The 13,040-nt window shown below is 54.0% G+C and carries 12 protein-coding genes; 2 read left to right on the forward strand and 10 right to left on the reverse strand.

Going from position 1 to position 13,040, the window contains the following annotated elements; translation table 11 throughout:
* Nucleotides 1-1,507, reverse strand: a 1,507-nt coding sequence (gene mnmG / locus ACLUYS_RS06830) for a tRNA uridine-5-carboxymethylaminomethyl(34) synthesis enzyme MnmG (protein ID WP_412659447.1), incomplete at its 3' end; no start/stop codon positions are given.
* 2 nt (nt 1,508-1,509) lie between these two features.
* Entirely contained in the window at nt 1,510-3,150 is a 1,641-nt protein-coding gene (locus ACLUYS_RS06835; protein WP_230267273.1) for a polysaccharide biosynthesis C-terminal domain-containing protein, read from the reverse strand.
* Between the two features lie 80 nt (nt 3,151-3,230).
* Here ACLUYS_RS06835 and ACLUYS_RS06840 point away from each other — a divergent pair, with 80 nt between their 5' ends.
* Nucleotides 3,231-5,012, forward strand: a complete 1,782-nt coding sequence (locus tag ACLUYS_RS06840; protein ID WP_412659448.1) for an NAD(P)H-hydrate dehydratase — start codon at nt 3,231-3,233, stop codon at nt 5,010-5,012.
* A gap of 97 nt (nt 5,013-5,109) precedes the next feature.
* Here the strand turns inward: ACLUYS_RS06840 and ACLUYS_RS06845 are convergent, their stop codons facing one another.
* The 3 genes from ACLUYS_RS06845 to ACLUYS_RS06855 form a co-directional block, all read right to left on the reverse strand.
* Nucleotides 5,110-5,454 (reverse strand): hypothetical protein, encoded by a 345-nt coding sequence (locus ACLUYS_RS06845; protein ID WP_412659449.1) that lies wholly within the window; start codon nt 5,452-5,454, stop codon nt 5,110-5,112.
* On the reverse strand, nt 5,432-5,716 hold the full coding sequence (locus ACLUYS_RS06850) for a hypothetical protein (protein ID WP_230267276.1): 285 nt from the start codon (nt 5,714-5,716) through the stop codon (nt 5,432-5,434). The genes ACLUYS_RS06845 and ACLUYS_RS06850 overlap by 23 nt, the downstream gene beginning before the upstream one ends.
* A 225-nt stretch (nt 5,717-5,941) precedes the next feature.
* On the reverse strand, nt 5,942-7,402 hold the full coding sequence (locus tag ACLUYS_RS06855; RefSeq protein ID WP_412659450.1) for a DUF1846 domain-containing protein: 1,461 nt from the start codon (nt 7,400-7,402) through the stop codon (nt 5,942-5,944).
* A 204-nt stretch (nt 7,403-7,606) separates the two neighbouring features.
* On the opposite strand from ACLUYS_RS06855, the gene recQ reads away from it, so the two are divergent.
* A complete protein-coding gene (gene recQ, locus ACLUYS_RS06860; protein ID WP_412659451.1) occupies nt 7,607-9,529 on the forward strand; it encodes a DNA helicase RecQ in 1,923 nt (640 codons plus the stop codon).
* Nucleotides 9,530-9,793: 264 nt separating this feature from the next.
* On the opposite strand, the gene dapD is transcribed toward recQ, so the two are convergent.
* The 5 genes from dapD to ACLUYS_RS06885 form a co-directional block, all read right to left on the reverse strand.
* The gene (gene dapD, locus ACLUYS_RS06865; RefSeq protein ID WP_230267279.1) at nt 9,794-10,477 is read right to left on the reverse strand and encodes a 2,3,4,5-tetrahydropyridine-2,6-dicarboxylate N-acetyltransferase; all 684 of its coding nucleotides are present in this window, start codon (nt 10,475-10,477) and stop codon (nt 9,794-9,796) included.
* Nucleotides 10,474-11,187: a 4-hydroxy-tetrahydrodipicolinate reductase gene (dapB, locus tag ACLUYS_RS06870; protein ID WP_288876678.1), complete on the reverse strand. Its 714-nt coding sequence runs from the start codon at nt 11,185-11,187 to the stop codon at nt 10,474-10,476. Before dapB ends, dapD begins: the two co-directional genes overlap by 4 nt.
* Entirely contained in the window at nt 11,184-12,071 is an 888-nt protein-coding gene (dapA, locus tag ACLUYS_RS06875; protein WP_288340504.1) for a 4-hydroxy-tetrahydrodipicolinate synthase, read from the reverse strand. The genes dapB and dapA overlap by 4 nt, the downstream gene beginning before the upstream one ends.
* Before the next feature lie 391 nt (nt 12,072-12,462).
* On the reverse strand, nt 12,463-12,684 hold the full coding sequence (locus tag ACLUYS_RS06880) for a hypothetical protein (RefSeq protein WP_230267282.1): 222 nt from the start codon (nt 12,682-12,684) through the stop codon (nt 12,463-12,465).
* Nucleotides 12,685-12,713: 29 nt separating this feature from the next.
* On the reverse strand, nt 12,714-13,040 hold a 327-nt coding region (locus ACLUYS_RS06885; RefSeq protein WP_412659452.1), incomplete at its 5' end, for a hypothetical protein.

A 13,040-nucleotide genomic window follows, 5' to 3' on the forward strand; every position in this document is an offset into this window, starting at 1 on the left:
GTTCAAGAGAACCGGCATCAGCCGCTTCCAGAACGGCGTTGATTTTTTCATCCGGCTTAATGCGGGTTGCGGCCAGATCTTCGAGAACCTTTTTCTCTTCGTCCTGACTCTTGAGGAACGCTTCGTAGCGTTCGTCGCTGAGGGCGCCGCAGGCATGGGCGATTTCACACAGACGCCGCGGAGCGTTGTCATGGCGCAGCAGCAGACGGTATTCCGCACGCGAGGTGAGCAGACGGTACGGCTCCTTCGTGCCTTTGGTCGTCAGGTCGTCAATCATGACGCCGATGTACGCCTGATCCCGGCCCAGCACGATTGGTTCCTTCCCCTGGTTTTTGAGGGCGGCGTTAATGCCGGCCATCAGACCCTGACCGGCCGCTTCTTCGTAGCCGGACGTTCCGTTGACCTGGCCGGCGGTAAACAGATTTTCAATTTTCTTGTTTTCCAGCGAAGGCTTCATCTGCAGCGGATCGACGGCATCGTATTCAATCGCGTAGGCGTATTTGAGGATTTCGACGTCTTTCATGCCAGGCAGCGAGCGAACCATCTGTCCCTGCACGTCTTCGGGCATGGATGTGGAAAATCCCTGGATGTAAAACGTATCATACGCAGCGCGCTCCGGTTCGAGAAAGAGCTGATGGCGGGGACGGTCCGCAAAGCGTACGAGCTTGTCTTCAATGCTCGGGCAGTAGCGGGGACCTGTACCGGTGACCAGACCGGAATACATGGCAGAATCCTGCAGATGGTCCCGAATGATTTCGTGCGTTTCTGGCGTGGTGTAAATCAGGTAGCAGGGCAGCTGCTGATCAAAGGGCAGCACTTCATCTGGCGTAGTCGTATCGGAGAACGTGATGAATTCATCCGTTCCCTGCTGAATGGCCGCCTGCGAGAGATCCACGCTCGAATAGACAACGCGCGGAGGGGTTCCGGTTTTCAGACGGATCAGATCGAGACCGGCGTCGGCCAGAGACTGCGAAAGCGTCGAGTTGGTCGGCATGCCATCCGCGCCGCTGACGGTCGCGGTATGGCCGCGCAAAATGGTCGAGCGCATGCCGGTACCGGCGGTCAGAATGACGGTACGCGAAAGAATCTGCGTGTCGTCTTCGCATTCGATGCCGATGACGCGATGGCCTTCGAGCAAAATGCGCGCCGCGCGCTGTTCGAGAATTTCCAGGTTATCCTGGGCTATCAGCGCTTCGCGCATCCAGCGGCGGTATTCGTCGCGGTCGGACTGTACGCGCAGGCACTGCACGCCCGGTCCTTTTTTCGTGTTCAGCATTTTAAACTGCAGAGCCGTCTGGTCGGCTGCTCTTGGCATCAGACCGCCAAAGGCGTCGATTTCGCGAACGACGATGCCCTTGGCCGGACCGCCGACCGAGGGATTGCAGGGCATCGAGCCGATCATGGAAATATCGTTTGTGACCAGGATGGTTTTCTGTCCCATGCGGGCTGCCGCCGCCGCGGCTTCAATGCCGGCATGACCGCCGCCGACCACTAAAACGTCATACATGATTACACCCTCCTTGCCGGCCGTTTAAACCGGATATGAAAGAGATGCTGGGGAATGCGGAAATACAGAGACATACCGAAGAAGACGATGCAGGCGACAATGCCGCTGACACACATCGTCAGAAAGCACATCAGTTTCGAGCCGGTCGTTGCACCGCAGCCCATCAGGCTGAGAAGCCAGATCACCAGACTCGTCGCAAGCAGACAGATGGACGTCTGCACGAGCAGCTTCAGGGTGGAGCGGAAGCGAACGCCGTACGCCTTTGTCATCTGATTGAGCGAATAGAAAATAATGTAGGAAAAGCAGATCACGGACGAAATCACCGCGCCCGCGATTCCCATCAGCATGACCATCGGTACCATGATAATGCCTTTGATCACTGCGGAAATAAGCATCTGCTTCAGCAGTTTCCTGCGCATGCGGCAGGCCATCATCATCGAGGAAATGACCGGCGTGATCGTGCCGAAAAAGCCTTCGATCGCAATCCAGCGCACGCTTTGCGTCGCTAAAGGCAAGTCGCTTGTGAAATAGAGCGAGTAGAAGAGCGGGCCGGCGTAGGCGAAAATGCAGAAGCTGAGAAAGAGCGCGATATACAGAACGATATTGATGCAGTCGAGGATATCCTTGCGCACCGTCCTGTAGTCCTTCATTTCCAGAGCGGACGTGATGTGCGGAATGATCGCCGCCACGAAGCCTGGAGAAAGAATCATCGGAATCGCAGTCAGCTTGATGCCGACGTAGTTGGCCGCCGACGTCATCGTCTGAATCTGGGCAGCCGTATAGCTCGACATGCGCAGGCCCGTCGGAAGCAGAACTGCGTCGTAAATGTCGTTGGCGTAACCGATGACCGCAAAGAGCAGATACGGAATGCAGATCAGAATGAATTCCTTAAAGAGCGGGCGAAGGGGTACGGCTCTCGTATTTTCGGTTTTCGCCGAACGGCGAAGCTGGCCCTGAAGCCCTTTGGAAAAGTGCATGATCTGAATCAGACCCGCAACGGCCGCTACGGACGTCGATAAAACAGCCGCGTACAGCGCATATACGGTAGAAAAATGGAAGACGTAAACGAGCAGACAGCCGACACCAAGCAGGAAGCCGACGCGGAAGATCTGTTCAAACGCCTGGGAAAAGGCGTATTCCTCCATCTCCTTGCATCCCTGCACAAAGCCGCGATAGGCGCTGAGCAGCGGAACAAAAAATATGGCGATGGACAATATGGCCAGAACCTGAGTCATCACCTGGGCGCCGTCCTGCGTACCGTCGGCCATCAGCGGACCGAGCACGCTTGAGAGCGCAAACATGATGACCATGCCTAAAAAGCCAAGCAGAGCCATGAACAGAACGGACATGCGCTGAACCGCCAGAACGGTGCGGCTGTTCTTGCGCGTAATATATTTGGCGACCATAGTGGCAATCGCCATCGGTGCTCCTGCGGTAAAGACGTTGAGCAGGTAGCTGTAGATTCGGTAAGCCGAACCGTAGTACGACATTAAGGCGTCGCTGCCGAGGATAGTCGAAAAAGGAACGGAATAGAGCAGGCCAATCGCTTTCGCAATAAAAAAGCCGCCGGTGCCGATCAGGCCGCCAGCGATGATCGATTTTTTCGCCACGGAAGCGGTTGAATGTTTATTCTCTTTGGACATAGGATGTGTCTCCTTTCAGCTTGCCATTATAACATAGAGATACCGGTAGAATTTATGGAAGCTAAAGGAGGATGAGCCCCTTGATTACCCAGTATGTCGCCACGGCCAGGCAGGCCCGCGAGGCCGATCATCAGGCGATCGACGGCCTGAAAATTCCATCCCTCATTTTGATGGAAAACGCCGCCCAGAGCGTCTGTCGATCCATACAGAAGCAAGATTTTTCCAAGGACGCAAAACGCATTCTGATTGTGTGCGGTCCGGGAAACAACGGCGCCGACGGTCTGGCCTGCGCCCGGATTCTGCTGCTTCAAAATCGCGCGGTTCGCGTCTTCGTTAACCTCGATACACTCTCGGGCGATGGAAAAATCCAGCTGCAGGCACTCGCCGAGCTGGCCATAAGCAACGCCTGCAGTCTGACGTGTCTCTTTGTAAACAAGGCGCTCGAAAGAAAAGGCCAGCTCTGGCGCTTTGACGCCGGAGCAAAGACGGACGCAGAAAAACCAGACGACGCAGACAATTCAGACAAGGAAACTCTGGAGAATCTGAAGACTCTGGACAGGAATTCAGGCGAAAATTCAGAGGGTGCCTTTGCGGCTTATGGACTCGATCGTCTTCCCTCTCAGATCGTCCCGCTTCTCAACACGTTAAAAGAGGAAGCAGAGCATGCGGATCTTCTGGTCGATGCCCTGTTTGGAAACGGACTCAACCGGACGCTGCAGGCACCGTTTTGCGACTACGTGAATCTGCTGAACAAAGCGAAAACGCCGATCGTTTCCATCGATGTCCCCTCGGGCATCGACGGCACGACAGGCAAAGTTCTCGGCAGTGCCATTCGGGCGGATTTAACCGTTGCGCTGGACTGCCTCAAGTGGGGTCTGCTTTTAAACAACGGACCGGCCCATGCCGGATCGATCGAAATCGCCGACATCGGCATTCCCGCCTTTCTGCACGAAAAAGCCGCCGAGCCAAAGCTGTTCACCCGCAAGGACGCGCTTGAATATCTCCCCCGTCGTTCGAATTTTTCCCACAAGGGTACGTTTGGCAAGCTGCTGCTCTGCGGCGGCAGTGCGCGCATGCAGGGGGCGCTTTGCATGAGCGCCAAAGCCGCGTTTTCAAGCGGATGCGGTACGCTCACCCTGTTTACCCCCAAAGACGCCGCGAAAGCCATTGCCGCCAAAATGGATCTGGCCATGATTTTACGGGCCGATCAGGATGCGGAAGGCTGGTTTGCGCCCGGCTCCGCCAAGCTGCTTTCAACGGCAATCGATCGCTGCGATGTGATCGGCGCCGGCAATGGCATGGGCACCGGTCTGGGTGCGCAGGAAGTCGTCCAGGAAGTTCTCAAAGCCGACAGGCCGTGTGTTCTCGACGCGGACGCGATCAATATCCTTTCTCTGGATAACCACATTCAATGGCTGGACGCGCATGACGAACCGATTATTCTCACGCCCCATCTGATGGAATTTGCGCGTCTCGTTCACGCCCCGCTTGAACAGGTAGAAAGCGATCCGCTGACGCTCGCGCAGGACTTCTGCGCGAAGCATCCGCAAGTGACGCTCGTGCTCAAATCGGATTTCACGCTCGTCTGCTCCCAGAATTCGCACTTTGTGATTCATCGTCCCGACTCCGCACTGGCCAAGGGCGGAAGCGGCGATGCGCTCTGCGGCATCATCAGCGGTCTGCTTTCCGCCGGACTCAAGCCCGACCAGGCAGCCGTTCTTGGGGCCTGGATTCATAACGAAAGCGCCAGAGCCGCCAGATCGCCCTGGAGCTTCTCTCCGGAAAAGCTGATCGACGCGCTGGAAGATACGTTTCACTCACTCGAGTGCGAACAGCACGAAGCCGATCGATCCGTCCTTTAACAAAGACGGTTTCTCAGGCCTATCTAAAAATCAAAAACTGGATGGTTCTGCAGCGTATGCAGAGGCCATCCAGTTTTTTGGTTAAAGAGATATTGCTTTATTTGTGAAGCGGGCGAAGCTCCAGTTCGAGATAGTAAAGAAGCGGATCGAACATTTTCGTATTGAAGGCGTACGCCCAGTAATTTTCGGTACCGTTTCGCTCTTCTTCGCTGTCCCAGTCGTTATCCCAGCGCGCAAGAATGCGCTCTTTCTGTTCTGATGTGATTTCGGCACTGCCCATGAACTCCAGACAGTTTTCAAGCGACGTTTCTTCACGAAACGGCGAGCAGCTAAGCTGCGGAACGTCTTCCCTGAGACAAGCGATGACACTCTGCGCCAGCTCTTCATCGCGTGTGGAGACGACGGCGCGCAGCGTGAGATTAAAGCGCGGTGTCGAGGACATAGGCGGCCAGCTTTTCAATATTGGTGTCGTTGACTTTGGAGAAAATCTTGCCCATGGAGAAGTTCAGAACCGCTACCGGAATTTCATCATTTTCTCTGGCGATGGTAAACGTACCGATCGCGTCTCCATAAAAGACGTCGAAGACGTAGACGGTTCTTTCGCCGTCTTTTTCTTCAGAGCGAAGCTCCGCCTTGAAATCTTCCTTATTTTTCAGAATATTGCGAACCGCATTGGCTGCGGTCAGAGATACTTTCTTAGCCATTTTCTTTCTCTCTTTCTTTTTCTCGTGGACGAAACGCATCAGCCGATCATACAGGTGCTCAAATTCGCTGAAAACGTCCAGATTCTGTTTTCATTTTAACTAAGCCTTTTACCCGATTCAACCAGAGGCCAAAGACAAAGCCGGTCCGGCGCAGGGACGGATCGGCTTGAGTGTGTGTAAAATCGGAGAACCGATCGAAATCGATTCAGAAATATCGGGATGGTTCTAGCGCTTCTGCGGTTCGTAGGTAACCTGAATGCCCAGCGAATTGTAGGTGTTCAGATCCGTATCGGCCAGATCGCCGCAGATGTGCGCCTGGGTTGCGCGCAGCTTGGGCAGCTGTTCGAGCGCCATGGCGGCTTCCGGATTGTTCTGAGCCGAGAGCGACAGGGCGATCAGCGTTTCAAACGTGTGAAGGCGCGGGTTGATGGAACCCATGTATTCGGTTTTGAGATTCTGGATTGGGCGGAAGGCTTCCGGTTCAATGAGCAGGTGGGAATCTTCAATACCGGCCAGTTTCTTAATGGCGTTCATCACCAGACCGGCGGACGGACCCATGAAATCGTTATTGGCTGAGCCGATCATTGTGCCGTCATCCAGCTCCAGAGCGCCGCAGGGCACTTTACGAACGGCAGCACGGTCACGGGCGGCTTTGACGCATTTGCGGTCTTCCGGCGTGATCTGGCATTTCTGCAGAAGCATTTCCTGACGCTGCAGTTCATCCTGACCGCATTCGTCGAGCAGGAAGCGGGTGCGGCTTGCAAAATAGCGGCGGACAATTTCCTGAATAGCGGCTTCGCGCACGGCCTGGTCATCGTAAATGCAGAAACCGACCATGTTGACGCCCATATCCGTCGGGGAATTGTAAGGAGACGAGCCGTAAATTTCTTCAAACATCTTTTTGAGAACCGGGAAAATTTCAATGTCGCGGTTGTAGTTGATGGCGACTTTGCCGTACGCCTCGAAATGGAACGGGTCGATCATGTTCTTGTCATCGAGATCGGCAGTCGCCGCTTCATACGCTTCATTGACCGGATGATTCAGCGGCAGCGACCATACCGGGAACGTTTCAAACTTGGCGTAGCCCGCTTTGATGCCGCGCTGGTTTTCATGGTAAAGCTGGGAAAGACATGTTGCCATTTTTCCCGAACCGGGACCTGGCGCCGTAACGACAACGAGCTGACGCTCGGTTTCGATGTAGTCGTTCTTGCCAAAACCGTCCTTGGAAATAATGTGGCGGGTATCCGTTGGATAGCCTTCAATTACATAGTGGTAGTACACCTTGATGTTTTTCTTGTGCAGCTGGCGTTTCAGTTTCTGGGCACTCTTCTGTCCGGAATACTGGGTAATTACGACCGAGCTGACAAAAAGGCCGGCTTTCTGGAACTCTTCAATCAGACGAAGAACGTCCTGATCGTAGGAAATCTGCAGGTCCTCACGGATTTTCGCCGCTTCAATATCCTTGGCGGAAATGGCGATGACCACTTCGGCTTCATCCTTTAATTCCAGCAGCATCTGCAGCTTGGAATCCGGCTGGAATCCCGGCAGAACGCGGCTCGCGTGAAAATCATCAAAAAGCTTTCCTCCGAATTCGAGGTACAGCTTGCCTCCAAAAGAATCAATCCGCTTTCGAATCTGATCGGACTGAATTTTCAAATATTCATTATTATCAAAACCCTGTTTCATGTTTTCGCCTCCCGTTTTCTGCTTGATTGTAGCACAAGAAAAGAGTGCTGATTTTCTGGAAAGTCTGTGTGCCCTTTCCTGCGTCCATCCGCTTGAATCTGCCCTTTTTTTCGCCTCGTGTAAAGCCGAAGCCGTCTGTCGACGGCAGGCTTCCGGGGCCGGACTTGAAAGGTTCATCTTTCGTTGTCACAATATCGGAAGACCATGAACAACCGTACCTATCCGCCGATTCATAAGGCGCTGAAAAAATATTATGGCTATGACGAATTCCGTCCGGGACAGATCGATCTGATCTGCGCGCTCTTAGACGGCCGCGATGTGCTGGGCATTATGCCGACCGGCGCAGGCAAGTCGGTGTGCTACCAGATCCCGGCGGTTTTTCTTCCGGGAATCACGCTGGTCATTTCGCCGCTGATCTCGCTGATGAAAGACCAGGTTGCCGCGCTGAACCAGGCCGGCATTCCCGCCGCGTTTCTGAACAGCTCGCTCAATTCCGGCCAGTATCGCAAAGCCCTCTATTTCGCTTCGCAGGGCCGCTACAAAATCATTTATGTGGCACCGGAACGTCTGTTAACGCCCGCCTTTTTAAACTTTGCGCAGTCGATGAACATTTCCATGATCGCGGTCGATGAAGCGCACTGCGTGTCGCAGTGGGGCCAGAACTTCCGTCCCAGCTATCTCGACATTGCCGAATTCGCGCAGAAGCTGCCGAAACGCCCGATTCTCGCGGCGTTTACCGCCACAGCCACCGGACCGGTCAAGGACGATATCCTTCACATGTTAAATCTGAAGGATCCAAAACTTCTCGTCACCGGTTTTGACCGGCCAAACCTGTATTTTGAAGTGCAGCAGCCCCGCGACAAGATGAGAGCCATCCAGGATTATCTTGAGGAGCATCCCGGCCAGAGCGGCATCATCTACTGCCAGACACGCAAGGAAACCGAAGAAGTCGCGCAGGCGCTCTGCGAAGCCGGCTTCCCATGCACCCGCTATCATGCCGGACTCGATGATACGGAACGCTCCCGCAACCAGGACGATTTCCAGTTTGACAGGGTTCCGCTCATTGCGGCGACCTCCGCGTTTGGCATGGGCATCAACAAGTCGAACGTGCGCTTTGTCATTCACTATTCCCTGCCCCAGTCGCTTGAAAACTACTATCAGGAAGCGGGCCGTGCCGGACGCGACGGCGCTCCGGCGGAATGCATTTTACTGTTCGCGCCGGCCGACATCATGGTCAGCAAGTTTCTGATTGAACGCTCCAACGAAGACAATCCCGATCAGGAGCGGCGCGATCTGCACCGTCTGAACCAGATGGTCGACTACTGCAAGACGACCGCCTGCCTGCGCGCGACCATTCTTTCCTATTTTGGCGAAACGTCTGCGGGCACCTGCGACAACTGTTCCAACTGCAAAGGCGAATGGGAAGACGAAGACATTTCCCAGGAAGCGGCGAAAATTTCCAAGGCGATCGACGCGATGCCCCGCGCCTACGGTCTCAATACCGTGCGCGATTTTCTTGCCGGCGCCAGTACGAAAAAAATCCGGGAAGCGTATCTCGATCACGTCGAAGGCTACGGCAGTCTGAAAAATCTGTCGAAAGAGCAGATTGCCTCGCTTCTCGAAAGTCTGATCATGAAAGGCTATCTGCAGCGCTCATCCGATCGCTGGCAGGTCATTTACGGCAGCCGTAAACTCCGCGAAGATTTAAAAAAGGGCACACTGATTACGATGCGCCGTCCCAAACGGCACTCCCTGCCGGAAGGCTCGCGGACGGGCACAAACCGTTCCGCCAGCCGGTCCGCACTTTCGAATACTTCGCGTTCAATTGCCTCTTCCCTCTCTTCCCCTGGCGATTCTGCCGACGCGTTCGATACCGCTCTCTTTGACCGGCTCCGACAGAAGCGACTGGATCTAGCCAAAGCCCGCGGTCTTCCGCCGTATATCATTTTCTCGGATGCCACGCTCATGGCGATGGCACGGGAAATGCCGCTTTCCGAAGACGAATTCATGGCCATCAACGGGGTCGGCCAGATCAAGTTCGAACGGTATGGAAAAGCCTTCCTCGGCGTCATTCAGGACTTCCTTTCCAAAGACGCGGGCGAAACCGGCACGGACACCGACAACTGATCCCAAAAAGCAGGAAACGAATAAACAAAGAACAGAAAAAACGAAGCGCTCTCGAAAGCCGGGGACAGACATCCAAGTCGTTCGCTCTTTTGAAGCCGCTTCGTTTTCTTTTTGTTTTCGTAATCTTATTTCGTAATCTTACTGGTTTTTATTTGAAGATCTGGGATTTTTCCAATTCACGCAGCCAGGTCACATGACGGAAGATTTGCCTGCGACAAAACGCTCTCTATTCCGCAAACGTCCTCTAAATCTAAAGCGCTATCGCTATAAAGTGCGCAGGGCGTCGACCAGAGCCGTTTTTGCGGCGGCCTTTTCATCTTTCTGCTTGATGATTCGAGCCGGGCAGCCGGCAACGACCGCATACGGCGGGACATCTTCAATGACGATCGCCCCGGCGGCAACAACCGCATCGTGTCCGATGCGTACGCCTTCGATCACGACCGCGTTGGCCCCGATCAGAACGTTGTCTTCCACGACAACCGGAACGGCGCTTGCCGGTTCAATTACACCGGCAAGAACGGCGCCGGCACCGATATGACAGTGCGCGCCGACGGTTGCACGCCCGCCCAGAATGGCGCCCATGTCGATCATCGTTCCTTCACCGACGATTGCGCCAATGTTCAGGATGGCACCCATCATAATGACAGCGTTTTTTTCGATCGTTACCCCTTCGCGGATCAGCGCGCCCGGTTCAATGCGCGCGTCGATTTCCTTGAAGTCCAGCAGCGGGATCGCCGAATTGCGCCGGTCAAATTCCACGACGCAGTCTTCCAGCTCTTCGGCATGGGCCTCCAAAATCGGCGCGATCGTTTTCCATTCGCCAAAAACGATGTTTCCAAACGTACGGCAGCCGGGAAAATCGATTTCTCTGGCGGCTTTGTAGTAGACGCGGACCGGGGATTTCTTTTCCGAGGTCGCGATGCGTTCAATGATTTCCTGCGCGTTCACGAACGGTCTCCGATCAGCTCTTTCATCGAATACAGACCGGTCGGTTTGTTTTCCATGAATTCGGCAGCATCGAGTGCGCCATTGACAAAGATCTGACGATTTTGCGCGCTGTGGGAAATTCGAATCGTTTCCTGATCGCCCAGAAACAGAATTTCATGATCGCCGGCGGCGCTTCCGCCACGCAGCGCGTGAATGCCGATTTCCTTCTTGCGCGGACCCGGTTTTCCATGCCGGCCAAAGACATGTTCGTATTCGTTTTGCGGATCGATGGCTTCCAGTAAAGACAGCGCCGTTCCGCTGGGCGCGTCGGCTTTCTGGCTGTGATGGAGTTCAACGATTTCCTTATCCCACGAGTCCAGAATAGCGGCTGCACGCGCAGCCAGATCCTTGAGGACGGCTACTCCCAGCGAATAGTTGGACGAAAAGAAGACCGGACGTGTTTGCGCTTCGTCTTCAATGCGCTCAAGCTGTTCGTCTGTATAGCCGGTCGTTCCCAGAACCAGAGCGGTACTGGGATTTGCGGCCTGTTCCAGAATGAAATCCAGATTGTTCGGATGGGAAAAATCGATGATCAGATCGAGATCCTCCCTGGCCGCCAGTACGCGATCCGGATCCAGGCAATCGCCCATGACGACGTCATGACCGCGGCGCTTGGCTTCTTCTTTTAGCAGGGAGCCCATGCGTCCCTGTCCGATAACGGCGATTTTCATAACAGACCCGCCTCTTTCATGCTTGCGGCGAGCGCTTCGCGGTTCTTTTCGTCCATCGGGCAAAGCGGCAGACGGTATCCGCCGACACCCATGCCCATCAGGTTCATAGCTTCCTTTACCGGAATCGGATTGACTTCAATAAAGAGCTTGTGGATCAGATCAAGATAGCGCAGCTGCAGATCCAGGGATTTTTTCACATCGCCATCCAGGAACGCCCGGACCAGATCGTGCGTTTCTTCCGGCAAAATATCCGCGAGAACGCTGATGACGCCCGAAGCGCCCAGCGACAGCATTGGCACGATGATGTCGTCGTTTCCCGAATACATCTTGAAATCTTCACCGACGAATTTCGCGATGTTCATCGCGTAGGACAGGCTGCCGCTGGCTTCCTTAATGCCCTGAATCATCGGATGGTGCGAGAGCTCTTCCACGACATCGACCGGAATGTTCACGCCGGTACGGCCGGGAATGTTATAGAGGATGATCGGAATGTTGACGTTGTCCGCACTCAGCTTGAAGTGGTCGATCAGCCCCTGACGGTTGGCCTTATTGTAGTAGGGCGAAATGAGCAGAAGCGCATCCGCACCCATGCGTTCGTATTTCAGCGATTTTTCCAGCTGCGTATGGGAGTCGTTGCTTCCGGCGCCGACAATAATCGGAATGCGGCCGTCCGCCTGTTCGATGGCGACGCGAACGACATCGTCGTCTTCCCAGTGTGTCATCGTACTGGATTCGCCTGTGGTGCCCAGAATGAGAATGCCATCGGTTTTATGCGCGATATGCCATTCAATCAGTTCTCTGAGCTTGTCAAAATTTACATTTCCGTTTTCCGAAAACGGTGTGATGAGAGCAACAATGGATCCTTCCGGCAGTTTTTTTAACATAACGTTCTCCTTGTGTCGGGGCCGACTCCAGTCATGCATCGAACAGAATTCTTACACTGTGCCGTCTTTTCTCCATGAAAAAACGGCGAAGAGTTCTCCGCCGGTACATGCCTATGACCGCCCGATAGCTCTCCTGCATAAGTATGCAGACAGTCTGTCCGATCTTCTCGAAACAGCCCACCTTAAGGCGTGCCCGCCTTTCAGTTCGGCAGATGTGCTCTTTTCTGTTCTCAGACGCCCGCCGGCTCGAACAGAAACGGTCAGATCTGCGACCTCTATCTATGGTCCTTACAATAGACCTTTTTTGAAACCGTTTTGTAAATGCGAAAGAGATTTCTGAAAATAGGATGAAAAATGTCTTTTTCCTCTTATGCTCCTCCAGAACCGGCCTTCAGTCTCTTCGATGCAGCTGCTCCAGAAGGGCATTTTTTCGCTCTTCGCTCACTTCCGGACTGGCGTACACAAAAGCCCAGATCAGTCGAATCGTATTCCAGTCGACCGGAAGCGCGAAAAGTCCATTTTTCTCGATCCGTTTTGTGAGCTGTTCGACCGCCTCATTGGTCGGATGGGCCAGAATCCCATTGCCTGCACGCACCCCATCTGCGCGAAGCATTCTGCACTTTTTCCACTTTGTAAAACCTGTCAGCGCCGCGCAAATAATGATGGCGCCCAGACATAGTTCAAAAACAGTCTCTCCCGCACCGTTATAAACGGACAGCGAATACGGGTAGATAAAATACGGGTAGATAAAAAAAGACGCCAGAATGTAAAAAGCAAATACCGCCTCTGAATTTTTCTTCTGAACTGCAGAGAAAGCCCCCGAAAGATACTGAATTTTCCTTTATCTTTCGGGGGCTTGATATTTCTTAGCTTGCAGAAAATGGGTCTTTCAAAAACAAACATCAGTCTTCCAACATAACGATCTAACGCGATCGTTGGTTTCGTAGTGGCTTCTTGCGTATAGCTTTC

It is taken from the genome of Allobaculum sp. (assembly GCF_047010065.1).
In the GTDB taxonomy this organism is placed as follows: domain Bacteria; phylum Bacillota_I; class Bacilli_A; order Erysipelotrichales; family Erysipelotrichaceae; genus Allobaculum; species Allobaculum fili.

Excerpts from the sequence above, each read along its gene's own strand:
- ACLUYS_RS06880 (WP_230267282.1), bottom strand. The coding sequence starts at position 12,684 with ATGCTTCGCGCAGATGGGGTGCGTGCAGGCAATGGGATTCTGGCCCAT.
- recQ (WP_412659451.1), top strand. The coding sequence starts at position 7,607 with ATGAACAACCGTACCTATCCGCCGATTCATAAGGCGCTGAAAAAATAT.
- ACLUYS_RS06855 (WP_412659450.1), bottom strand. The coding sequence starts at position 7,402 with ATGAAACAGGGTTTTGATAATAATGAATATTTGAAAATTCAGTCCGAT.
- ACLUYS_RS06850 (WP_230267276.1), bottom strand. The coding sequence starts at position 5,716 with ATGGCTAAGAAAGTATCTCTGACCGCAGCCAATGCGGTTCGCAATATT.
- ACLUYS_RS06845 (WP_412659449.1), bottom strand. The coding sequence starts at position 5,454 with ATGTCCTCGACACCGCGCTTTAATCTCACGCTGCGCGCCGTCGTCTCC.
- dapA (WP_288340504.1), bottom strand. The coding sequence starts at position 12,071 with ATGTTAAAAAAACTGCCGGAAGGATCCATTGTTGCTCTCATCACACCG.
- dapB (WP_288876678.1), bottom strand. The coding sequence starts at position 11,187 with ATGAAAATCGCCGTTATCGGACAGGGACGCATGGGCTCCCTGCTAAAA.
- ACLUYS_RS06835 (WP_230267273.1), bottom strand. The coding sequence starts at position 3,150 with ATGTCCAAAGAGAATAAACATTCAACCGCTTCCGTGGCGAAAAAATCG.